The organism is Streptomyces collinus (genome assembly GCF_031348265.1).
Classification (GTDB): Bacteria; Actinomycetota; Actinomycetes; order Streptomycetales; family Streptomycetaceae; genus Streptomyces; species Streptomyces collinus.
The window spans coordinates 8,785,527-8,806,626 of sequence record NZ_CP133771.1 but is presented as its reverse complement, the minus strand read 5'-3'; the positions used below and the strand labels follow the sequence as shown (position 1 = coordinate 8,806,626).

Genomic DNA, 21,100 nt, shown 5'->3' with positions numbered 1-21,100 from the left:
GCGAACCTGAGACGACTGTTAATGCGGTGCTCAGACCGGTCGGCCGAACCATGTGCCCAGCGCACGCACCAGCGTGGTGGCGTCGAGGTCCTGCCCGGTGGGCAAGGCCCGGGCGACGAGGCCGTCGGGCCGGATGAGCAACGCATCGACGTCCACCCGGCCCGTGCGGGCGGTGCCGGTGTTGACCCGTCCGCTCCACGCGGCCGCGGCGTCGCGGGCCTCCACGCGGTCGACGAGGTCGAGCAGGGGCCCACACCCCTCACGCAGCAGGTCCGCCGACCGGTTCACCGTGGTGACGACGTCCGGGTCGGGCCGCTCTAGCGTCAACTTCATGTCCGGGCACAGGGTGGCGACGAACCGGTGGTCGTCGCCCAGGTCGTACCAGGCGTCCATGCCGGCGAGCGGGTCGGCGACGTACCGGTGGGCGTCGTCGAGGTCCATCAGGTCGGAGAACATCTCCCACAGCGCCCTCCTGCGGGCCGGGTCGCATCAGGGCTCCTGTCGGGCTGGTGGGGCGGATCCGCAGCGACCGGGTGATGCGGCTGCCGAAGCCCTCGATCAAGGAGTACGCCCTGGCCTGTCCCCAGGGCGGGCGACCGCCGAAGCACGGCAAGGAGTTCCGCTTCGCCAACCCCGCACCGTGGGCTCATGAGGGTCTGGAGGCCGCTGTGGCCGGGTGCGGCGGGTCGGCGGGTGATCATCTGGCGCTGGAGGAACGGCGAGTGGAACCTGCTCGCTCCGCTGTCGCGGGTCTGGGCCGACGGCGGCTACACCGGCCGCCTCACTGGCTGGACCACCCAGCACCTCGGAGTCGTCCTCGACATCGTCCGCCGCAGCGATGATACGACCTGTCTCGGCGCGTCGGCCCCGCCCGGCGCTTGCCGACGGAAGGACCTGCTCGGAGGCGTCCCTCAGGGGAGCAGGCCCGTGTGTGCGAGGGCGGCCGCGCTGAGGATGGCGATGACCTCCTGGTCACCCCGGCGCCAGGCGTCGGCGAAACCGCCGGGCGGGGTCGGCAACTTGACGAGATCGGCCGGCGGACCGGCGAGAGTACGCAGGGCGAGCAGGTCGGCCCCGCCCGGCGCGTCGGCGAGGCGACGGACGATCAAGCTGCGACGAATCCAGAGCAGACGCGGGGGCAGCCACAGCACCAGGATCAGGAGCACCAAGACGACAATAAGAGCCGTGGTGGTCACATTGGCGACTTGAGTGACGGTCTCCTGAAACGATGCGCCGGCATCCGCGAAACCGGCGCTGGCGTCGGCCGCGGATTGGAGCGGCTTCTTCAGGACATCGCCGACGAACGGTACGTTCGACGCCGCGTCCCCAGCGTTACCGAGGTCCTCGGCGAGGCCGTGTCCGGAGCTCTCAACCTTTTGCCCCGGCTCGGCCAACAGCATGATCGTGTCCCGGACGAAGAAGGCCACCCACACCGTGGTAGCGATCAGGGCCACGGCGGTCAGGTCCACGAGCATCTGGCGGTTCCGGCGTGCGGGAGTCTGGGCGTAGAGGCGCAACGGCGAGGTCCTGTCCGGTTCAAAGAGTCGAGGAGAATCGGCCGCCCCGCCGGCTACTCGGCTGGCCGGTCGTCGGAACCCAGTCTTCCATCGCGCTCACCGGGCAGAGGTGCAAGACGCGCGCCACGGGCGGTCCGGCGCCGCGTTACCGAGACTGAACTCGCGGTGTCGTCTCGTTACTCAGGTGGGTCTGATGGCCAGGCCGGTCTCGGCGAAAAGCTGTCCACGAGGGTGCTGGCGTTCCGTGCCCGGCCGGTACCACGTCGCGGCCAAGACTGGCCGATAGCCTGACCGCCATGAGTGACGGCATTGCGTGGATAGGCGCACACCACCACACCCCTTCATCGGTCCTGCCCGGCATGCTTGGCGGTATCTCGCTGACCTTGGCCCGAGGCGTGGAGACGGACGAGTTCCTCATCAATCTGGGCGCCGACCTCGATGAGTTAGCCGCGCACTCCGGGTAGGGAGCTGCGTACGCCGGCCGGGCAGCCGGGCCAGCCCTCCCCTCATCTCAACCGCGCCATGTACGGCACGTGCGGTGAGTGGACGTACGTGCTGAAGGACTGGGGCATGTCGACCTGGGCGACTGGCTACCAGGGCAAGGTCGAGCCGATGCTGCCCTGCGAGGGCCAGGAGGTCCTCTGTCTGACGGCCAACCGTTTCAGTCCTCCGGCCGTGATCATCCATGCACCCGATGCCTGGGCCTACCGGGCTGACTTCGGCTCCGGCACCGGGCAGAACTCGGCCCTCGATGCGGCCCTTACCGCCGCGGGCGCAGTGTTCCCGTCGATGCCTGAGTCCAGTGAGGCCGAAGTTGTCGCATACTTCCAGGAGTACGGCGAGCGCCTGCCCGAGCTGGTGTTCGCCGCCGTGGGCGCTTACTGGCTCTAACAAAAGCTGTTGATCATGTGACTGCCGGCCCGCTGGATCGTTGATGTGGACGTGGGGAAGAGACAGTCGCGACCGTGGATCGTCTCGGATGAACTGTGGTCGCTGATCGAGCCGTTGCTGCCCGAGTCAGGGCCGAAGAAGGCCGAAGGCCGGCCGAGGGTGCCGGACCGGCAGGCGTTGTGCGGCATCCTGTTCGTGCTGCATACCGGCATCCAATGGGAGTACCTGCCCCAAGAGCTGGGCTTCGGCTCCGGCATGACCTGCTGGCGGCGTCTGGCGGCCTGGAACGAGGCCGGCGTCTGGGACCAGCTGCACGCGCTCCTGCTGAAGAAACTGCGCTCGAAGAACCAGCTGGACTGGTCGAGGGCGGTGATCGACTCGCCCCACGTCCGGGCCGCACGCCGGGGCCCAAAAGCGGGCCCAGCCCAGTCGACCGCGCACGGCCGGGCAGTAAGCACCACGTCATCACCGACGGCCAGGGCATCCCGCTCGCGGTCTCGCTGACTGGCGGAAACCGCAACGACGCCACTCAACTTCTGCCCTTGGTCGACAAGATCCCAGCCGTGGCCGGCACCGTCGGACGACCCCGTCGACGGCCCGACACGCTCTTCGCGGATCGCGGCTACGACCACGACAACTACCGCCGTCTCCTGCGCGAACGAGGCATCCGCCCGGCGATCGCCGAACGCGGCCAGCCACACGGCACCGGCCTGGGCACCTTCCGCTGGGTCGTCGAACGCACCATCTCCTGGCTCCACGGCTTCCGCCGCCTGCGCATCCGCCGGGAACGACGCGACGACATCCACGAAGCCTTCCTCGGCCTCGCCGTCTGCCTGATCACCCAACGCCACGTTCAACGCCTTTGTCAGGACCTCCAAGTGCGAGAGACCACCGAGGCGATCGTCGGCGCGGTCACCGGCCCTCTGTCCGCTCCCAGCGGTCTGCTGCTCGGCAGATACGACGACCACGGCCGCCTGCAGTACACCGGCCGCACCACGACCCTCGCCCGGGCGGCGAGCGCCACGGTCGCCGGGCTACTCGCCCCGGCCCGGCGCGGTCATCCGTGGACGAACTGGTCGTTCTCCGCCGGGTGGGGCAGCCGGACACGCTGAACGTCACGCTGGTGGAACCCGAGCTGGTCGTGGAAGTCGGCGTCGACGTCGCCCGAGATGCCTCCGTCCGGTGGCGCCCCCCACGCCTGCACCGTGCCCGCCCCGACCGCTCCCCCGCCGACGCCCCCCGCTGGACGGTGCCGCCGCGCTGACGCCCGGTCTCGGCCAGCTGGGTGCGTCAGCGATCGACGCGGCAGTCGTAGACCGCGAGCGTCAGCGCCTTGACCGCTGCCCGGGCACGTTCGGCGTCCTGACCCTCATCGATGGCCTCCAGCGCCGCGGCAGCCGACACCCGAACCGTACGGGGCAGGCCGTCGTAGGCGACGAGGCGTCAAGGCCTGTTGTTCTTCTTCCTTCACTCCGTCAGGGATGAGCGGGAAGACTGCGGCCTCGTACAGCGCGATGCCGTGCCCTCCGGGGCCTGGCCGGCACCGGCGGGCGCGAGGAGCCGCTCGCCGGGGAAGAGAGCGGAGAGCCGGGCCCGGCGGCCGGGCGTGACGGCGTGGGCGGCGATCGGGACATCGTCGGGCGTCGGCGCCCAACCTGCCCGCATCGATGCCGTCAACTCGACGGGACCGGCACGGTCGTGACTTCCGGTGGTGAGGGGTGCGCGAGAGGAGGGCATCGCTGCTCCTGGAATCGGGGGGGCAGCCGCGGGACGGTGACGCGCACTCACATGTGCACGGGGCTTGTCAGTGCAATATCACATTACTATGGTACCGGCACATCGCGGGCCGCACGCACAGCTCAACAGGCCCGCTGCGCACCGCCGTTCGCCGTGCATCGGCCACCGCCGAGCCAGCCCTCCATTCACCCCCACCTCGGGAGTCCCTGGTGTTCCAGCACAGATCTGTGCGTGCTTCTCTCCTCGCCACCGCAGTGTCGGCGGCCGTTCTCGCCACGGCGGCGCCGGCCGCCCCGGCCGCGCACGACGGGCCTGCCATCCCGCCCACCTTCCGTGCCGCGCCGTCGGCCGCGGCCCCCGCGAATCCCCACGACGAGGTCGAGCGGCTGGCCCGCGCGCCCCGCCGGGCCGTACAGCCCGCCCCCGCCCCCGGCGAGCGGGCCGCGGGCCGGATACCTGGCCGGCAGCAGGCCGCCGCCGGGACGGCGGCCGCGCAAACGACCACGCCCTACACCTCCGCGGGCGTGCCGTGTACGCTCGACGGCATCAGCGGCCTCGGGCCGGAGCGGTTCGCCGACTTCCTCGCCGACCCGGCCGTCACTGCCGACGGCTGTCTGTCCGGCCTGATCTGGACATGGGACGCCCGCCTCGCTCGGGTCATGACGGACGCACACGTCCAGGCGGTCAGTCACCGCGCCGTCAGGCTGGCGGCCACCCACGACGGGCGCAACGGCACGCACCTGCTGGAGATGTTCACCTATCTCCACGCCGTGGCTTACCACGACTTCAGCCGCGACGAGATCGACATCACCGACCCCCCCACCACCGAGGCCGTCCGCCGGGCCATCTACTACTTCGGCACCGCCGCCCGCACCTTCGACGCCACGCGCACCAACGCGGAGACACTGCGTGAGGCGCTGTACGCCGGCAGCGCCCCCGGACTGCGGCACAGCCAGCTCGGCCTCATCAAGAAGGTACTGGCCACCATGGACCGGTACCACACCACGACCTACGCGGACCCGGCCTGGGGCGGTGCAACCCTCGCCGCGCTGTCCGTCAACTACCTCGGCATCTACCCGGGCAACCGCGACACCGCCTTCCACACCCTGGCGACCCGGGACAATGCGTACCGCGCCGCCTTCAAGGCCTTCGCCGGCCACACCCACCTCAAGGGCACGCCCAACGAGTGGGTCGTCCGCGACGCCCTCGGCGAGTACGGACGCTTCGGCCAGATCGCCCCCCTGCGCGCTGCGCTCGTGCGCGACCTCGGGAGCAGCGTGCTCCCCGCCACGCAGACCAACTGGAGCCGGGGCAGCGCACCGTGGGCGAAGGTCGTCTCCTGGTTGAACTTCTACGAGGCGTGCAAGCAGTACGCCGTGTGCAAGGAGGACATCGAGCGGATCATCTTCCCCCACACGTACACCTACGACAAGGGAGCGATCCGCGTCCGCACCGGACTGGACCGCGCCACCGTCGACCAGCTCTATTACGCGAGCAAGCAGGTCAAGGCGCAGTTCCACCGGGTGCTCGGCTCCGAACAGCCGCTCACCGGCGACACCAATGGCGTCCTCAGCGTCGTGCTGTACGCCTCACGCGCCGACTACGAGAACTACCACCCCGTCCTCACCGGCATGGGCACCGACAACGGCGGCATCTACATCGAGCGCGGCGCCACCTTCTACACCTACCAGCGCCGTGTGCCGCAGGACTCCTCGCTCACGCTGGAGGAGCTGTTCCGCCACGAGTACGTGCACTACCTCAACGGCCGCTTCGCCGTGCCCGGCTACTTCGGTGAGGGCCCGTGGTACCAGGGCGACCGCACCACCGCGATGGACGAGGGGAGCGCCGAGTTCTTCGACGGGGCGACGCGCGACGACGGTGTCGCCGTGCGCAAGTCCCTGGTCCGGTCGGTCATCAACGACACGGCCGACAGCAGCCCCCGCATGACCGTGGACCAGCTGCTGCACGCCACGTACGACGGCGACGGCTTCCGCTTCTACAGCTACGCGGGCACCTTCTTCGAGTACCTGTGGACCGAGCGGCCCGCGCTGCTCCGGGAGATGTACCGGCACCTGCGGGCCAATGACCCGGCCGCGTTCGACGCCTGGCGCACCCGGCTGGGCGGGGACGCGGCGCTCCAGCGGGGGTACGACGCCTTCCTGGACGCGCAGATCGCCAAGGTGGACGACCTCTTCGTGCCGAACACCACCTACACGCCCAACGACCAGCTGCGGGACGCGTCCCTGGACGCCGTGCGGGCCTCGTTCGCCTCGGCGACGTACCTGGACCCGTCGTGCGCCGAGAACGGCGACCCCGGCAAGCGGCGCTTCGTGTGCGCCGGTCGCATCACGGCGCGACTCACCGACGCGGCCAGCCCCGACCTGGTCTTCAAGGACATGTCCGAGACGGTGGACGGCTTCATCCTCGACCGTGCCGGCGCGGCCTCCACCAACCTCGCCGACATGAACTGCTCCTTCGGCGAGGTGGCGATCTGGAGCGACGGGCGGAGCGGGACCGCCCCGTACACCTGCGAAGGCCCGCTGCGGAGTTGAGGCCACCTGGGAAGTCCCCGCCCCTTGGCAGGGCAGTCCGGCACCGTCCACGGCGAGCCCGAGCCCGGCCGGGGCGGGAGAGAGGAGCGCGTACCGGACGGGGGGGAGCACCGCTTCGTCCTCGATCCGGACGACGAGCTGGCGCACGGCTTCCTGCCGTGACCGGCCCCGGCCGTCGGCCGGGCTCACCCGCCCGGCCCATCGCCGGACCGGGGGAAGTTGCGCAACGTGACATTGTACGCTTGACCTCCGCGGATTCTCGGAGGCACGGCCATGGGCGCCCTGAAGCGCAATCTGATCACGGCGCAGGAGCGGCTGCGCGACCAGGTCGCCCACGCGTTGCGTGCGGCCCTGATCGCAGGTGAACTGCGCTCCGGTCAGGTCTACTCGGCGCCCGGCCTCGCGGCGGATTTCGGCATCTCCGCCACACCGGTGCGCGAGGCGATGCTGGACCTCGCCCGCGAGGGGCTGGTCGAACCGGTCCGCAACAAGGGCTTCCGGATCACCGAGGTGAGCGAACGGGACCTGGACCAGTACACCGAACTGCGCGCCCTGATCGAGGTGCCGACCATCGGCCGGGTGACCCGTACCGCCCCGAGCGAGGCGCTGGAGCGACTGCGCCCCGTCGCAGAGGAGATCGTGACCCGGGCGCGCGAACACGACCTGATCGGGTACCTGGAGGCCGACCGGCGCTTCCACCTCTCCCTGCTCGGCCTCGCCGGGAACGACCGGCTGGTCGAGACCGTCGGCGACCTGCGCAAGCGCTCCCGCCTGTACGGGCTAACCGGCCTGGACGAGCGCGGCATGCTGGTGGCCTCCGCCGAGGAGCACCTGGAGCTGCTCGACCTGATGGTGGCGGGCGATGCGGCGTCGGCGGAGGCGTGCATGAGCCGTCACCTCGGCCATGTGCGTTCGCTGTGGGCCCAGGCGCGGGACGAACCCGTCGAGCCGCGCCCGAAGCGCACCTTGGGTGTCCGCCGCTGAACCTGAACAGTTGTTGAGGCCCGGCCCCTTGGCCGGGCCTCGGTTCGTCCCCGGGAAGCGGACTTGGGCCCAGCTGGATAACGGTGCCGCCGCCCGATCATGCCCGCAAGGGTGCCCCGAACATCAAGGACCTCGGCAAAGCTCCGCTAGTGGTCGAGCAGACTTTTTCTCTCCTGCATCCCTTTAGACGTCATCTCGTTTGGCGCGTAAACGTAGGACTCAGGATTGCTGTGGCACGTATCTGACGTGCAGGTTGCGCCATACTCCACGAGTGACTACACCGATAGGCCCCGTGATCCTCTTCGATCACGACTGCTACATGTACGACCTCCAGGGAGATGCCCGACGAGTACGCCTGCGGGTTCGACGCCCTCGCCAGACTGTTGCGCATGACGGGTGAGCCGCATCAGGTCACCCTTGAGCTCAGTGGTGATGAACCGAGGCAGACCTGCGTCGTCTCGTCGCCAGCCACGACCAGCGGTTTAGCGGTTCCTGCAAGGGGAGACGCCGCCCCGAGGATCCGCTCTTTCAGACTTCATTGCAGGGCTGCCTGTCGGGTGGTGGGCTATGTGCTCAGTCCGCTGCGCGGGCAGTACCTGGCGATCATGGAGGTGCTCGAGCAGTCGGTCGACCATCTGCCCCCGGCGGAGGCTTGTGCGGCGCTCCCGCAGAAGGGACGGAACTGCCTCTTGCTACGGTGACCGCGCGGCTGCATGTGCTCAGCGACACCTTCCTCGCCGTCTCAGGCCGGCCGGACTCGGCAGTCGAGCGGTGGCACGAGCTGAACGGGGCCCGCTGGCGTTACAGCGCGACGCCGCGGGGGCGGCAGATGCAGCGCCTGTGGACACAGCCGGCCAGCGATGGTCTCGTGCCGCGGGAGATCCCCATGGACGGGCTGTCCAGGCCAGCAGGCGCTGGCCGCCATGCACGGCGATCAGTCGTACGAGGCTGCTCTGTCGGAGCTGGCGGGGCAGGTGTTCGTCGAGCACGACTATCTCGACGGGGCATAGGCCGGGCGGACATGCTGGCTCAGCCGGCCGATCGGTTCAATTTGGGTCTGAGGGCGACGGGTGAGCTGAAGCAGCTGATCCTGGAGTACGCCACGCATGTGGTGGTCCATCTGGATGCGGCCGTGGTCCGCATCCATGCGGAGCTTGTCCGGCTGCGGCCGCAGTCCGCCGAGCTGGCGGCAGCGCGGCGCGGCAGACTCCGGCCGGGGCGCTGGTGGCACGCGGGGTGCTGACGCCGGCGCGGGGCTGCGGGCGGCGGATTGAGAGCAGTTGCTGTGGTGGTTCTCGCCTGGGAGCCGCAAGGCAGCTCGATTCGGGCTGCAGTTGGTGCGGGCCATTCCGATGCTGCATGCCAATCTGCTGCGGCATCAGGGCGTGGGAAGGCCGGCGACGCTGCGGACGCTGTCGTTGGCGGTTGCCTGCCAGGATCCGCACCACGGGCGGGCGGTACTGCGCCAGGCGCTGGCGGATAGGCCCTGGACGAAGCTGCATACGGTCGCGGAGGCCGACACGAGTGAGGTGGTGTCGTGGCACGAGGGTCCTGCGTACTACCGGGCCTGCTCGAAGCCTCGCCTCGTGGTGACAGTTGCCCGCCCTTCTACGGTGAGATGTCATGACCCGGGTAGCCCCGGTGAGACCGTCCTGGTCATCGGGCCTCGGGCCGGCCGGCGCCATGGCCGCCCGGCCCGCCTGCGCGAGGGGCGCCGTGCGGGTGCTGGGCACGGGCCTGGTCGCGGAGCGCCCCGCCCTCGCCGCCACCCTGGGTGTCGAGTCGGTCGAGGGCGACGGCGCACGCTCCGCCATACGGGAAATGACCGGCGGACGCGGACCGGAGGCCGTGGTGGAGGCCGTGGGCTCGGACGCCACCATCGAACTCGTCAACCACTGCCCCTCGCCGCCCGCAACCGACGGCGAGGATTCCGCAGTCCGGGGGACGCGGCTCAGCCGAGCAGTTGTGCGCTGCTGACCGGTTCGCTCCGCTGCTGTCCATTGATGCGGTGCCGCTCGATGGACGAGCGCCGGTACACCTCCTGCCGCACCCGCTGGATCTCGCCGATGGGCCGGTGCTCCTCTCGTGAGCGCCACGGTGTGATCGACGTGGCGTCGGCGGCCGCCAGGTTGTCGTCCCCGCCGATGTCCTGACGCGGGAGGTCCACACGGGCGACGGTCACCCAAGGGGACAACTCTTCGGGCCACTTCACGGAGGTGTTGTCCACCGGCATGCGAGCCAGATCGGTGTTGAGCTGCACCTGGAGTTCGAACGAGTGGTCGCGCTCAGCGGCCTCGGCAACCAGGGTGCGGCGGAACGCCTCGTTGTCCGCGTGCACGTCCACGATCTGGTGCGTCAGCGCAGCCAGGGACTCTGCCGTCGGCACGGTGCGGATCTTGGCGATGTGATCGCCGTACCGGAAGGCACCCATGCTGTTGTAGGTGTACGACAAGAGGTTCCTGCGCGGGACGGTCGTGAACGAGAGCATGGCGAACAGCTCGTCCCACAGCCAGCCGTCGGGATCGGTGAGCGCACCCCGGCGGGTCAGGAACTCCGCCATCCAGGTCTTGCGGCGGGAGGGGTTGGCCAGGCCCTCGGGCAGTTCCGCGAACAACTCCTCGATGACCATGTAGTCGTAGGCGGTGTTCGCGAAGAAGACCTCATTGTTGATCAGGTTGAGGTCGAAGGTACCGGTGTCCGGTTCGTCTGCCAGCAGTGTGGGGCCGGGGACACCGAACATCTTGACGCCCATCCCACATGCCGCGCCCAGCTGGTGGTCGGGACGCTGGTGGCCCAGGCCGTTGGAGTAGCGGACGACGGCGTCGTACTCGGCGGGCCGGGCGAAGATGCCCTGTCCGTGGAAGCCCGGGTTGTCACCGACGGTAACCGTTGCCCTGAGAAGGCCGTACGTCTTCCCGTGGGCGGTGCGGACGGCGCGACCGACGGCCTCGCGCTCGACCGAGGCGCCGGTGCGCTGCGCCACCTGTGCGACCACTGCGTCCAACTCCTGCTGATAGGTCGGTCGTTCAGCGGGACGGTAATCCTCATAGTGGACAGGATCCATGGTGCTGCCTCCCGTGATGAGTCGTTGACCTCAGAAGCTAGCCAGCAATTAAATTGTGCACAACATAACTAGCTGTGATGAATCACACGCCGACGAGCGAAGCATGCGAGAGGAGCCACACTCGCAGGGCCGACGCACGCGAGGCCTGCGGTTCGAGGGCACGCCCCCTGGTGGCGCCCGCGGCGGGTAGGCCCGGGCCTGGCCCGTCGGCCGATCTCCGTCCAGAAACCACATCAATCCCGAAACGTGACCCACGGCAGACTTACGGACATCCCAACCAGTCGGTATGGTGCGCCGCCTGAAGCACTCTCCTCTGTTCACCGCACGGATCCGAACCGTAGTGGAAGGCCAGGCGATGACGTACGCCGACGAGAACCGGTACCCACCATCAGCACCTGCGGGATGGCCGCCGCCGCAGCCCGAACCCCCTGGGATCCCCTCCGGACACGAGACGTACGGGGGGCAAGGTTCGTGGCCGGTGTCGTACGGCCACGACTCCCCGCTGTACGACTCGTACGGGTGGCACGCCCCCTGGGACGCCGCCCACGCGCACGAGACTCATCGGCACGACGACGGCCTCAGCGCCCTCCGCTCGGCCTACCGCCTGCTCCGGCGGATCTCCACGCTCACCGCGCTCGGCTCCTTCGTGGTGTACGTCGTGCTGTCCTGCTACGCGCCCGACCTGATGGGTTCCAAGATCACCGGAGAACTGAGTCTGGGCATGGCCTTGGGAGTCCTCCAACTCGTCGTCACCTTCGCGGCCGTCTCCTGGTACGGACGCAGCGCACAACGTTCGGTGGATCCGCTGGCCCGCGCCGTCAGGGAGCGGGCGGTCCCCGTCGGCCGGAACACGGGGGCGGCGAGATGACCACCTCCGGTTCCGGGACGCAGGCCATCGTCCTGGTTCTGTTCACAACGCTGGTCACCGTCACGCTGTTGATGTGTGTGATGGCAGGACCGGACCGCGACGACCTGGCGAACTTCTACACCGGCTACCTGTCGCTCACCCCGCTCAAGAACGGCCTGGCGATCGCGGGCGACTACATCTCCGCGGCCACGGTGCTGAGCACGACCGGCATCATTGCGCTCACCGGGTACGACGGCTATGTCCTCGCGGTCAGTACCGCCCTGTCCCTGGTGCTGCTGATGTTCCTGCTGGCGGAACCCCTGCGCAACGCCGGCAGGTTCACCATGGGCGACGTCCTGGCCCGCAACATGCCCGGGCGGGCCGTGCGTATCGCGGCCTGCCTGGTGACGCTCTCGGCGACCCTGCCCTTCCTGGTCGTCCAGCTCTCGGGAGCCGGATCGCTGCTCACCTTCATCCTGAACATCCCGCACGCTGCGGGCGCCAGGACGGCATCCATCGTCATCGTCGGCACTCTGATGATCATTTATGCGGCGATCGGCGGCATGAGGGGCACCGCGCTCATCCAGATGATCAAGATCGTGCTCCTCCTCGGCACCAGCATCGTCGTCGCCGCTCTCGTATTGAACCGCTTCGACTGGAGCCCCGGCGCCATCCTCAGAGCCGCCCAACACGGCAGCGGCGCGGGGCCCGCCTACCTCCACCAGGGCCTGCAGCTAGGCACTTCGGCCGGTGGCCGGCTGGACTTCCTCAGTTTCCAGATCACCATCATCCTCGGGGTGGCCTGCCTGCCCCACATCACGATGCGCCTGTACTCCGCTCAGGGCGTACCGGCCGTGCGTCGCTCCATGTCATGGGCGGTGGGCACGGTCACCACGTTCTGCCTGCTCGTGATCATCATGGGTACGGGCGCGGCGGCCCTGCTGGGATCGCAGCACATCACCGCGGCCGATCCTCACGGCAGAACGTCGCTGCTCATGCTGTCCCAGGTGCTCGGCGGGGCCCCCGGCTCCGCAGGCGCGACGATGCTCTACTCGGCCGTGGCGGGCATGGTGTTCATCACCCTGCTGTCGTCGGTCGCGGGGATGACCCTGGCAGCGGCCTCGTCACTCGCCCACGACCTGTTCGCCCATGCGGTGCGGCGAGGGCGGGCCGAGCCGCGTACCGAGATGACGGTGGCGGCGTGGACGAGCGTGGTCGTGGGGATCGTCGCCATCGGGCTCGCCACCACGGTGCAGAACTGGGACGTCGGCGTGCTGACCACTCTGGCCGTCTGCATAGGAGCGTCGGCGGTGGCGCCCGCGCTCACCTACTCCCTGTTCTGGCGAGGGTTCACGCGCACCGGCCTGCTCGCCACCCTCTACGGCGGCGTGGCCAGCGCCCTGCTGCTCATGGTCTTCTCAAAGGCCGTCTCGGGCACGCCGTCCGCCGTCTTCCCGCATGCCGACTTCGACCTGTTCCCCATGCAGACCACCGGACTGGTCTCCATTCCGTTCGGCTACCTCGCGGGCTGGCTGGGCAGCCGCCTCGACCACCGGCGTCGCGCCGCCGACAGCCGTGAGCACCGGCGCCTGTACGAGGAGGGCGAGGCACGGCTGCTCGCGGCAGCCGAGTAACCACGACGCGGGGGGGGCCGACCCCAGGGGGCCTCCCACGCCGGCCGCGAAGACGTCAGACGGGCGTGCCGGACAGCGGTTGTTCGGTCCACACGGTCTTGCCCTCCCTGGTGTAGCGGGTACCCCAGCGTTCGGTCAGCTGGGCCACGATGAACAGGCCCCGCCCACCCTCGTCGGTCGTACGGGCGTGCCGCAGGTGCGGTGAGGTATGGCTGGTGTCGCTGACCTCGCACACCAGGCACCGCTCGCGGATCAACCGCAGGGTCGCAGGACCGCCGGCGTAGCGGTGGACGTTGGTGACCAGTTCACTGGCGATCAATTCGGTGGTGAACGCCAGGTGCTCCAGACCCCACTCGGCCAGCTTGGCCGTGGTCAACGCCCTGGCCCGGGCTGCGCCGGCAGGCCCCGGCGGCAGATGCCAGGAGGCGAAGCTGTCCGACGGCAGCATGCGCGTGCGGGCGATCAGCAGTACGACGTCGTCGCTGGGGCGCGAGGGCACAAGGGCGTCGACCACCGCCTGGCATGTGCGTTCCAGAGCGCCTGCGGGGCGGGCGAGCGCTGCGCACAGCCTCGTCAGGCCGACGTCGGCATCCATGTGGCGTTCGCCGATGATTCCGTTGGTGTAGAGGCACAGCAGACTTCCCTCGGCCAGTTCGATGTCCCGGGCCTCGAACGGCAGGCCGCCCAGACCGAGGGGTGGGCATGCGGGCAGGTCGAGCAGGGCCACCTGACCATCCGGTGCGGTCACCACCGGCGGTGGATGGCCCGCGCGGGCCACGGAGCAGCGTCCGGAGACCGGGTCGTACACGGCGTACAGGCAGGTGGCGCCGACGACCTGCTCCCCCACGGGCTGTTCGCCGACTGCTTCCTGTTCGGCCGCCAGCAGGTTGACCAGGTCGTCGAGGCGGGAGAGGACCTCGTCCGGTTCCAGGTCGAGGCTGGCGAGCGTGTGGACGGCGGTGCGCAGCCGGCCCATGGTCGCGGCAGCATGGATGCCGCGACCCACCACGTCGCCGACGACGAGCGCGACCCGGGCCCCGGACAGGGGAATGACGTCGAACCAGTCGCCGCCCAGACCAGGGCCGGCGCTGGCCGGCAGGTACCGCAGGGCCACCGCGACGGCCGACTGGTCCGGAACCGCCCGGGGCAGAAGGCTGCTCTGCAAGGCGAAGGCGGTCTGCTGCTGCTGGGTGAAGCGACGGGCGTTGTCGATGGCGACGGCGGCGCGCGCGGCGAGTTCCTGAGCGAGGGTGAGATCGTCCGCCTCGAAGGCATCGGGGCGGCGCGAGCGCCACAGGGTCATCACACCGAGCACCAGGCCACGCGCGGCAAGAGGTACGACGATCAGGGAGTGAGCGCCCGGATCCGGAGCGTGAGCCCCCTGGCGGTCTTCCGCCCAGAACCAGTCGGGCGGGACAGCCGGCTCCAGGACGGGCCGTCCCTCGGCCAGGCAACCGGCCTGCGGCGTATCGGGCCCGAACGCCACGGGCTCGCCGTGAGGGTAAGGCGGGCCGGGTTGCTGTGCACCGACGCTGCAGTTCCCCAGTCGCACCACGGGCCCCGAAAGGGCGCGCGTCGGTTCCTCACCGCGCGTCACCGGCTGAAGCAGGTCCACGGACGCATGGTCGGCGAGGTGAGGCACCATCACCTCGGCGAGTTCCCGGGCGGTCTCGGCCACGTCGAGAGTGGTTCCGATACGGCTGCCGACCTGGTCGAGAAGTGCGAGCCGACGCTGGGCCCGATGGCGTTCGGTGATGTCCTCGATCATCTCGGCCACACCCAGGACGCGGCCCGAGGGGTCGTCCATCCGGAAGGCCGACACCAACGCGACCCGCTCGCGTGCCGGATCCTGCTCCAGGCGAGCGAACTGCTCGGAGTAGACCAGGGGTCTTCCGGTTTCCATCACCTCGCGCACCCGGTCCACGGCCTTGCGCGCGTCGTCGGGGAGGAGCATCCGCCCGGTGGGGAGCCCCCGAAAGTCCGCTGCGGGGACGCCGCTGAACCGTTCGATGGCGCGGTTGACCCGGAGAATCCGCAGGTCGGGACCGTGGAGGACCAAGCCTATCGGGCACTGTCGGTACAGCCCGTCGAGAACCGCGTGGTCCCTTTGCCATTCGAGGACGTCACCCGCGAGTGCCCCCGCAAGGAACCACTCGCGGACCCGGCCATCGCGGGGCAGCTCGTGAGCCCTGACCCCCAGCTCCACGAGCCGCCCGTCACGGTGGCGCAATCCGAGCACGCCGACCCAGCCGCCGGTACTGCGGCACCTCGCCACGGCCTCAGTGACAGCCTGCCGATCACGAGGAGCGACAAGGACCTCGAACGCCGGACGACCGATCACGGCGGTGTCCGGGTGGCCGAGCAGTTCCTGAGCCCGCTGGTTCCATGCGACCACTACTCCCCGGTCGTCGAGCACCGCCGATGCAGCCAGGTGCGGGGCGAACGGATCGTCTTGGCCTGCGCTGAGCTCCATCATCCGCGTCTCCACCGATGGACACCACCGCGTACTCGGTGGCCGAGCGCCTGCCGCGGGTCCTGACCGTGGCCGGTGACCGGCCTGACGGCGTTCGTGGCGGTGGCTCGGCGTTTCCGCATGCACGCGCCCTGCTGACCATGCCAGCCTATTGAAAACCCGCGGAGGCCGCGGCTTCACCCGCCGCATGGCGCGGCGGCATGGAGGATGAGGTCAGGCACGGCGGCCCCTCAGGACGAGCCGCTAGGGGACTGCGCCCTGCGCAGCCCTGCCGGGCCCGGTGCAGGTGTCTCCGCCCCGCGTGCCGCCAGGGCCCGACTGAGCTCCCCGGCGGTGTCCCGTGCCTTGATGCTGGCGCCGGTCGGCTCCCCGAAGTCGATGGGCCGTCCCGCGGGCACTCCAGTGACGAGCTGGGGCGGTCCCGAGAGGTCAGGGCATCGACCGGGACCGCCCTCGCCGGCTCAATTCTCCAGCGGCCCGAACTCCTTGCGGGTGTCCACCGGCTTGCCGAACAGCTGCCACCGCTCGCCCTTGAACCGCATCAGCTGCATCGTCTCGATCGGGAAGGCGTCATCGGGCCCGGTGGAGAGGGTGACGCCGGGCAGCAGCATGTCCACCTCGACGTCCTCGAGGTTGCGCACCGCGTCCCGCAGCCCCTCCCTGGTCGGGCACTTCATCGCGTCCAGGGCCTTGTGCAGGCTGGAGGCGGCGGCCCAGCCGTAGGCGTTGAACTGGTTGGCCGGGTCGGAGTCGGGCGCGTACTTGCGCAGCGCGTCCTTGTACGTCTTCATCTCCGCGTCGTCGGCCCACTGCGGATCGGCGGGGTCCTTGAAGTAGGTCGCCGAAACCACGCCCTGCACGTTCTTGAACCCGACGGGCTTGAGCACGGTGGCGGACGAGGACACGTTGTTCACGATGTGCAGCGGGTCCCACTTGGTGTTCTTGGCATCGGCGGCGAGCGCCTGGCTGCCGAACTTCGGCGTGGTGATGTTGAGCAGCACATCCGCCTTGGACCGGGCGAGGCTCGTCATCTGTGCCGAGATGGACGGGTCGGTGACCTCGTAGCTCTCCTCGGCGACCACCTTGACGCCGCCGTCGGCGACGGCCGCCTTGAACCCGCCGAGCAGGTCTTTGCCGAAGTCGTCGTTCTGGTAGAGGACGGCGACCTTGGCCTTGGGCTTCTCCTCCTTGAGGTACTTGGCGTACACCCGTGCCTCGGCGACGTAGTTGGGCTGCCAGCCGGAGGTCCACGGGTGGTCGCCGTCCGTACCCCAGAGGGAGGCGCCGGTGGCGACGAAAGGCTGCGGCACCTTGCGCTTGTCGAGGTAGTCCCACACGGCGGCCGTGGACGGGGTGCCCAGGGTCTGGAAGACGGCGAAGACCTTCTCCTGCTCGACGAGTCTGCGGGCCTCCTCGACCGCCTTCGGCGGCTGGTAGCCGTCGTCGCGGACGACGAACTCCACCTTACGGCCGGCTATGCCGCCCTTGTCGTTGACGTGCTTGAAATAGGCGCTCACGCCTTTGCTGATCGTGCCGTACGCGGAGGCCGGTCCCGACAGCGGGTAGATGCCGCCCAGCTTGATGGACTTGTCGGTGATACCGGTGGTCTGCTGGCCCTGGCACGCTCCGTCGGCGGCGGCGTCCTTGTCGTCCTGCCCGCGTTGGCTGTTGCAGGCGGTGGCGAGGAGCAGGGCGGCGGACGCGGCCGCGGCCGCCCGCAGAGTGGTGGTCCTGCGCATGTGGTTCATTCCTCTTCCTTGCGGGGCTGTGCGCCCACGGGTTCGGCATCGACGGGTTCGGCATCGACGGGTGCGGGATCCGCCGGGGCGGGGGACGCGGAGGCTTCGGGGTCGGGCGGCGGGTCGTCGGCGGCGGGGGCGGTGGTGCGGGTGAGACGACCGGCGGCAACACCCCGGAGACGGCCCGCCAGCCCGGCCAGTCCCGTCGGTGCCACGAACATCACCGCGATGATCAGCAGGCCGAACACCACACCGGGCGCCGCGTCGCTGATGTCCTGGGCCACGCTCGGCACGTACATCACGAAGGCCGCTCCCAGCAGTGGTCCGTACAGCGAGGCGAGCCCTCCGACCACCAGGCCGGCCAGCAGCGTGATGGACAGGACGAAGCTGAACGAATCGGGTGAGACGAAGCCGATCACCCAGGTGTAGACGCACCCGGAGACACCCGCGAACAGCGCGCTCCACGCGAAGGCGAGGGTCTTGTGCAGGGAAAGCCGTACTCCCATGACCTCCGCGGCGCTCTCGTTGTCCCGCACGGCGAGCAGTGCCCGGCCGACCCGGGACCGCAGCAGGTTGCGGGCGAGCAGCAGGGCCACCGCGGTGACGGCGAGGACGACGAAGTACGTCCACTGGTCCTCCGCCAGCCCGCTCCATGCGGGCACCTGCAGCTTGTCCACGGTCAGGCCCATGGAGCCGCCCGTCACCGGTTCGAGCCGCTTGAGCAGCGGTGGCAGAAACACCGCGAACGCGAGCGTGACCAGGGCCAGGTACAGCCCGCGCAGACGCAGGGCGGGCACACCGAAACCGAGGCCCAGCAGGAAGCATCCGACGGCCGCGACCGGCAGCGTGGCCAGGTGGCCGGTCTCGTAGCGGTCGAGCATGACCGCCGCCGTGTAGGCCCCTGCCGCGAAGAACGCGCCGTGCCCGAGGGAGATCTGCCCGCCGAATCCGACCAGCAGGTTCAGTCCCGCCAGCGCCACGGCGTACAGCAGCACCATGGTCAGCTGGAAGACCTGGAAGGGGGCGAAGTAGAACGGTGCGCCGAGGGCGACGCCCGCTGCGAGCAGCGTGGTGAGCGTGGCCCGCAGGCGGCGGGCGCGGTCGGTGCCCAGGGTTGCGGTGAACGTGCTCATGCGCGCTCCACCGCCGCCCGTCCGAACAGGCCCTGGGGCCTCACCAGCAGCACCGCCAGGATGATCACCAGGGGTACGCCCACCTTCAGATCGGCGCCGACGACGTCGACGTACGCCCCGGCCAGCGTCTCGGCGACGCCCACGAACAGGCCGCCGACGACCGCGCCGACCGGGCTGTCGAAGCCGCCGAGGGTGGCCGCGGCGAAGGCGTAGATCAGCACCCCGCCCATCATGTTGGGCTCCAGGAACAGCACCGGGGCGACGAGCACGCCCGACACCGCGCCGACCGTCGCGGCGAGCCCCCAGCCGAGCATCAGCACGCGGCCGACCCTGATGCCCGACAGCCGGGCGGAGGCGGGGTTGCCGGCGACCGCCCGCATGACCAGGCCGACGGAGGTGTGCTGGAACAGCACGTACAGCAGGCCCATCACGACGGCCACCACCGCGATGATCCCGAGGCTCGACCAGTCCACGCGCACCCCGCCCAGGTCGATCCCGCCGCCGGGGAACGGCTGCGGAAAGTCCTTCACGGTGAACGACCAGATCAGACCGGCGATCGCGTTGACGAAGATGAACAGGCCCACCGTGACGATGACCATCGTGAGTTCGGGGGCGTTCCGCACCGGGCGGATGACGATCCGTTCGACCAGCATGCCGCCGGCGAAGGACACCGCCAGGGTCACCGGCAGTGCCAGCCAGAAGGGCATCCCGGACGCCACGAGTTGCCACGCCACGTATGTGGAGATCATGGCGAGCTCACCCTGCGCGAAGTTGACGATCCCGGTGAAACGGTGGATCAGAACCAGGGCCAGCGCCAGGCTGGCATAGACCGCGCCGGAGCCGACGCCTTCCACCACTTGCTGGAGCAGTTCGGTCACGGCGCTCATCCGCCCTTGCCGGAGCGGACGGAGACACCGAGGTACACCTCGGCGACCTGTCCGTCCTCGCGGATCTCCTGGGACGGCCCGGACAGCACCAGGCGGCCGGCCTCCAGTACGTGGGCCCGGTGCGCGACATCCAGCGCGAGTCGGGCGTTCTGCTCGACGACGATCACGGTGGTGCGTTCCTCCTCGTTGACGGCACGGACGATCTCGAACAGCTCGCGCGTGACCAGCGGCGCGAGGCCCAGCGACGGCTCGTCCAGGAGCAGCAGCGAGGGCCGCAGCATCAGCGCCCTGCCGATGGCGAGCATCTGCTGTTCGCCGCCGCTGAGGCTGCCGGCGGCCTGGCGGGACCGCTGGCGGAGCTTGGGGAAGTAGCCGTAGATGCGCTCCAGGTCGGCAGCGACGGCCGCGCGCTCGGCGCGGCCGTCGCGCCACCACCGGCCGGTGCGCAGGTGGGCGCCGATGCGCAGGTTCTCCTCGACGGTCAGGTCGTTGAAGGTGCCCCGGCCCTCGGGTACGTGTGCGACGCCGAGACGGGCGGTCTGCTCGGGCGAGCGGCCCAGCAGCTCCGTACCGTTCAAGGTCACCGAGCCGCGTCCGCGGACCATGCCGCACAGGGCTCGCAGCGTTGTCGTCTTGCCCGCGCCGTTGGGGCCGAGGATCGCGCACACCTCGCCGCGGGCGACGGAGAAGTCGAGCCCCTGGAGCACGCGGGCCTGGCCGTATCCGGCGTGCAGGCCGGCGACCTGCAGGAAGTCCGGCTCCGCGGTCGCCTGCGCGGCCTCGGTGCTGGCGGTTGCGGGTTGCGTCATGCCGTCGCCCCCAGGTACGCCTCGATGACCGCCGGGTCGCGCTGGATCTCCTCCGGCGGGCCTTCGGCGATCTTGCGTCCGAAGTCGAGGCAGACGACCTTGTCGCACAGACCCATCACGAACCCCATGTGGTGTTCGACCACCACGAGCGTGAGGTCGAACTCCTGGCGCACCGACCGGACCAGATCCGCGAACTGGTCGACCTCGCCGTGGCTGAGTCCGTTGACGGGTTCGTCGAGCAACAGCAGCCGGGGCCGCACTGCGAGGGCCCGGGCGAGTTCGACCCGTTTGAGGGTTCCGAACGGCAACCCGGAGGCGGGGTGGTCGGCGACATCGGCCAGGCCGAGACGCCGGAGCAGGTCGTCCGCCTGGTCACGTAGTTCCCTCTCCTCCCGCCGGACGCGGGGCAGCCGGAGCGCCGCGGTGAGGTGTCGCGTGCGCCCCCGGCTGTGGGCGCCGACCATGACGTTCTCCCGAACCGTGAGCCGTGGGAACAGGCCGAGGTTCTGGAAGGTGCGGGCGATGCCGCGCCCGGCCACGGAGTGCGGCGGGAGGGCGAGCAGGTCCTCGTCCTCGAACCGCACCGTCCCCGCATCAGGGGTGCAGCGCCTGGTGAGGCAGTTGAACAAAGTGGTCTTGCCGGCTCCGTTCGGTCCGATGAGCCCCACGGCGGTGTCCGGCTCGACGGTGAACGCGACACCGTCCAGTGCCGTGATCCCGCCGAAGCGCACGCTGATACCGTCGACCGCGAGCATGAGTGACGCCCCTTCCGAGGTACTGGGGGGTAGGCGAGCGTCACAGTAGGTGGGGGCCTTGCGAGCGCACATTGGGTG

Annotated in this window: 20 protein-coding genes and 1 pseudogene; 12 read left to right on the top strand and 9 right to left on the bottom strand. The window is 69.9% G+C overall.

All coding sequences use genetic code 11. The features are described from left to right. Positions 1–30: 30 nt before the first annotated feature. Positions 31–456, bottom strand: coding sequence for an aromatic-ring hydroxylase C-terminal domain-containing protein (locus RFN52_RS39770; RefSeq protein WP_184853730.1), 426 nt, complete (start codon positions 454–456; stop codon positions 31–33). 455 nt (positions 457–911) lie between these two features. Beyond that, positions 912–1,475 (bottom strand): hypothetical protein, encoded by a 564-nt coding sequence (locus tag RFN52_RS39765; protein WP_311241195.1) that lies wholly within the window; start codon positions 1,473–1,475, stop codon positions 912–914. Positions 1,476–1,813: 338 nt separating this feature from the next. On the opposite strand from RFN52_RS39765, the gene RFN52_RS39760 reads away from it, so the two are divergent. From RFN52_RS39760 to RFN52_RS39720, 9 genes and pseudogenes are all read left to right on the top strand, one after another. Continuing rightward, the gene (locus RFN52_RS39760; RefSeq protein ID WP_184853728.1) at positions 1,814–1,981 is read left to right on the top strand and encodes a hypothetical protein; all 168 of its coding nucleotides are present in this window, start codon (positions 1,814–1,816) and stop codon (positions 1,979–1,981) included. 106 nt (positions 1,982–2,087) lie between these two features. Further along, positions 2,088–2,408 (top strand): hypothetical protein, encoded by a 321-nt coding sequence (locus RFN52_RS39755; RefSeq protein WP_184853727.1) that lies wholly within the window; start codon positions 2,088–2,090, stop codon positions 2,406–2,408. A gap of 45 nt (positions 2,409–2,453) precedes the next feature. Beyond that, positions 2,454–3,520 (top strand): annotated as a pseudogene (locus tag RFN52_RS39750) (IS5 family transposase). Beyond that, positions 3,499–3,672, top strand: a complete 174-nt coding sequence (locus tag RFN52_RS39745; RefSeq protein WP_311241194.1) for an ATP-dependent DNA ligase — start codon at positions 3,499–3,501, stop codon at positions 3,670–3,672. Before RFN52_RS39750 ends, RFN52_RS39745 begins: the two are co-directional and overlap by 22 nt. Before the next feature lie 682 nt (positions 3,673–4,354). Next, positions 4,355–6,697 (top strand): collagenase, encoded by a 2,343-nt coding sequence (locus RFN52_RS39740; protein WP_184853726.1) that lies wholly within the window; start codon positions 4,355–4,357, stop codon positions 6,695–6,697. A gap of 24 nt (positions 6,698–6,721) precedes the next feature. After that, complete coding sequence (locus tag RFN52_RS39735; RefSeq protein WP_184853725.1) at positions 6,722–6,859, top strand: hypothetical protein; 138 nt, start codon at positions 6,722–6,724, stop codon at positions 6,857–6,859. A 111-nt stretch (positions 6,860–6,970) separates the two neighbouring features. Then, positions 6,971–7,681 (top strand): GntR family transcriptional regulator, encoded by a 711-nt coding sequence (locus RFN52_RS39730; RefSeq protein WP_184853724.1) that lies wholly within the window; start codon positions 6,971–6,973, stop codon positions 7,679–7,681. A 1,021-nt stretch (positions 7,682–8,702) separates the two neighbouring features. Continuing rightward, positions 8,703–8,924 (top strand): hypothetical protein, encoded by a 222-nt coding sequence (locus RFN52_RS39725; protein ID WP_184853723.1) that lies wholly within the window; start codon positions 8,703–8,705, stop codon positions 8,922–8,924. 380 nt (positions 8,925–9,304) lie between these two features. Then, positions 9,305–9,658, top strand: a complete 354-nt coding sequence (locus RFN52_RS39720) for a zinc-binding dehydrogenase (protein ID WP_311241193.1) — start codon at positions 9,305–9,307, stop codon at positions 9,656–9,658. Here the strand turns inward: RFN52_RS39720 and RFN52_RS39715 are convergent. Then, complete coding sequence (locus RFN52_RS39715; protein WP_229856925.1) at positions 9,633–10,676, bottom strand: catalase family protein; 1,044 nt, start codon at positions 10,674–10,676, stop codon at positions 9,633–9,635. The genes RFN52_RS39720 and RFN52_RS39715 overlap by 26 nt on opposite strands. A gap of 547 nt (positions 10,677–11,223) precedes the next feature. On the opposite strand from RFN52_RS39715, the gene RFN52_RS39710 reads away from it, so the two are divergent. Both RFN52_RS39710 and RFN52_RS39705 read left to right on the top strand, forming a co-directional pair. Continuing rightward, positions 11,224–11,613, top strand: a complete 390-nt coding sequence (locus RFN52_RS39710; protein ID WP_311241192.1) for a DUF485 domain-containing protein — start codon at positions 11,224–11,226, stop codon at positions 11,611–11,613. Beyond that, positions 11,610–13,226, top strand: a complete 1,617-nt coding sequence (locus tag RFN52_RS39705; RefSeq protein WP_184853720.1) for a sodium/solute symporter — start codon at positions 11,610–11,612, stop codon at positions 13,224–13,226. Before RFN52_RS39710 ends, RFN52_RS39705 begins: the two co-directional genes overlap by 4 nt. Before the next feature lie 55 nt (positions 13,227–13,281). Here the strand turns inward: RFN52_RS39705 and RFN52_RS39700 are convergent, their stop codons facing one another. Beyond that, entirely contained in the window at positions 13,282–15,702 is a 2,421-nt protein-coding gene (locus RFN52_RS39700; protein WP_184853719.1) for a SpoIIE family protein phosphatase, read from the bottom strand. A gap of 14 nt (positions 15,703–15,716) precedes the next feature. On the opposite strand from RFN52_RS39700, the gene RFN52_RS39695 reads away from it, so the two are divergent. After that, positions 15,717–15,854, top strand: a complete 138-nt coding sequence (locus tag RFN52_RS39695; RefSeq protein ID WP_184853718.1) for a hypothetical protein — start codon at positions 15,717–15,719, stop codon at positions 15,852–15,854. A gap of 306 nt (positions 15,855–16,160) precedes the next feature. On the opposite strand, the gene RFN52_RS39690 is transcribed toward RFN52_RS39695, so the two are convergent. From RFN52_RS39690 to RFN52_RS39670, 5 genes are read right to left on the bottom strand one after another with little or no spacing between them, the layout of a single operon-like run. Continuing rightward, on the bottom strand, positions 16,161–17,438 hold the full coding sequence (locus RFN52_RS39690) for an ABC transporter substrate-binding protein (protein WP_184853717.1): 1,278 nt from the start codon (positions 17,436–17,438) through the stop codon (positions 16,161–16,163). Positions 17,439–17,443: 5 nt separating this feature from the next. Further along, a complete protein-coding gene (locus tag RFN52_RS39685; RefSeq protein ID WP_184853716.1) occupies positions 17,444–18,571 on the bottom strand; it encodes a branched-chain amino acid ABC transporter permease in 1,128 nt (375 codons plus the stop codon). Continuing rightward, the gene (locus RFN52_RS39680) at positions 18,568–19,458 is read right to left on the bottom strand and encodes a branched-chain amino acid ABC transporter permease (RefSeq protein ID WP_229856927.1); all 891 of its coding nucleotides are present in this window, start codon (positions 19,456–19,458) and stop codon (positions 18,568–18,570) included. Before RFN52_RS39680 ends, RFN52_RS39685 begins: the two co-directional genes overlap by 4 nt. Further along, entirely contained in the window at positions 19,455–20,267 is an 813-nt protein-coding gene (locus tag RFN52_RS39675) for an ABC transporter ATP-binding protein (RefSeq protein WP_184853715.1), read from the bottom strand. The genes RFN52_RS39680 and RFN52_RS39675 overlap by 4 nt, the downstream gene beginning before the upstream one ends. Continuing rightward, positions 20,264–21,022: an ABC transporter ATP-binding protein gene (locus RFN52_RS39670; RefSeq protein WP_184853714.1), complete on the bottom strand. Its 759-nt coding sequence runs from the start codon at positions 21,020–21,022 to the stop codon at positions 20,264–20,266. Before RFN52_RS39670 ends, RFN52_RS39675 begins: the two co-directional genes overlap by 4 nt. Between the last annotated feature and the right edge of the window lie 78 nt (positions 21,023–21,100).